3 protein-coding genes are annotated in these 1,300 nt (G+C 40.9%); all 3 read right to left on the reverse strand.

Translation table 11 applies throughout. The features are described from left to right. Positions 1-141: 141 nt before the first annotated feature. Complete coding sequence (locus HMPREF0381_RS14135) at positions 142-627, reverse strand: flavodoxin (protein ID WP_008752690.1); 486 nt, start codon at positions 625-627, stop codon at positions 142-144. A gap of 61 nt (positions 628-688) precedes the next feature. After that, entirely contained in the window at positions 689-841 is a 153-nt protein-coding gene (locus HMPREF0381_RS15640; RefSeq protein WP_008752691.1) for an AAC(3) family N-acetyltransferase, read from the reverse strand. Continuing rightward, a partial coding sequence (locus tag HMPREF0381_RS14140) for an aminoglycoside N(3)-acetyltransferase (protein ID WP_278244443.1) occupies positions 838-1,300 on the reverse strand: 463 nt, incomplete at its 5' end. The genes HMPREF0381_RS14140 and HMPREF0381_RS15640, both read right to left, overlap by 4 nt.

The following is a 1,300-nucleotide window of genomic DNA, read 5'->3' on the forward strand; positions in this document are numbered from 1 at the left end:
TAAAGCCTACTCTAAAGATAACTTTTTTCTTTATTTTATCTATCATATCCTATCTTTTTTATTTTTTTAGGTTGAATATTTTATTAACACGATTATTCTATCATACAGTCTATGGATTGCACAATATACTAATTTAGGATTTTACTGCATTTCCTCCACCCAGGCTCTCATCTCATCAGAGCCTGCCTTTATCTTAAAAAGCTTCGCACCCATTATCCTTGCATTCGGTAAAAGTGACTGCAGCTTCTCCTTACTTCTTCCCATTCCTCCGCCTCCTGATGTGGCAAACAGGGCAATCTTTTTGCCGGAAAAGTCATATCCCTTTAAAAATGTATTTATAATATTGGGGGCTCCTCCGTACCACACCGGAAAACCTATTAAAATCAAATCATAGTCCTGTATATTTTGCAATTTACCGGCGATTTCCACATCCTTTTTTCCAAGCTTTTCCTTATTACAACGGGACAGTGGATTTACCCAGTTTATATCCGCCTTTGTATACCTGTCCTTGGCCGCTATTTCAAAAATATCTCCACTTACGGCAGCCGCCAGATTTTTTGCCACCCTCTCTGTAACCCTGCCCTCACTGGCAGTAAAATATGTTACCAATATCTTTTTCTCAATCATTGTACTTTATCCCTTCTTCAGCCATCGGCTGTTAAAATTTATATTTTCTATAAAGACTTTATCATCTTCTGTTTTCTTCAATCCATTTCTTTGCAAAGTCCACCAAATCCCTTTGCCTCATTAATCTAATTTCACAATTTCCCAATTTAACTTTTTTTACATCTCTCTCCCTTTCAAAGGCCTCTCCGATTTCATTAAAGTCCTCTCCGTTCACACATACAAAGTTTCATAGGCTTTCCACACCCTTTTACCCTCTTCCATGACCGCACTGTGCTCAGTCACATTATGCTTCCCTCCATAATTTGCAACAGTATCCGCCAGATGAAGTGAGGTGTTCTTATCATAGCCCACACCTATTAAAAGCACCTTTCCGTCAAGTTCATACAGTCTCCCCACCGGTGAAGCCTTGCCTAAAATGTCTGACAGGTCATGATTTTTTGTTAAATACAGGGCATTCTTTCCCCATGCCGCAACCGATCTTGCCGGATGATCGCTTCTGACAGTGCCTTCCCACAGGCGAAACATTTCAGCCACCGCACCCATTGTATTGGTGGGGGTAAGCTTTTTATCATATGCCGGCCAGTTATCCCTTATAATCTGCCAATACTTCCTGCCCACAGTCCAATGTACCCCCGCATCGGGATCAAGGTTTTTTCCATGACTGAGCGGGCAT

Origin of the sequence: Lachnoanaerobaculum saburreum DSM 3986, from assembly GCF_000185385.1 — a bacterium.
Classification (GTDB): Bacteria; Bacillota; Clostridia; order Lachnospirales; family Lachnospiraceae; genus Lachnoanaerobaculum; species Lachnoanaerobaculum saburreum.

Bases quoted from the DNA above. Each gene is read 5' to 3' on its own strand.
- HMPREF0381_RS14135 (WP_008752690.1), bottom strand. From the start codon at position 627: ATGATTGAGAAAAAGATATTGGTAACATATTTTACTGCCAGTGAGGGC.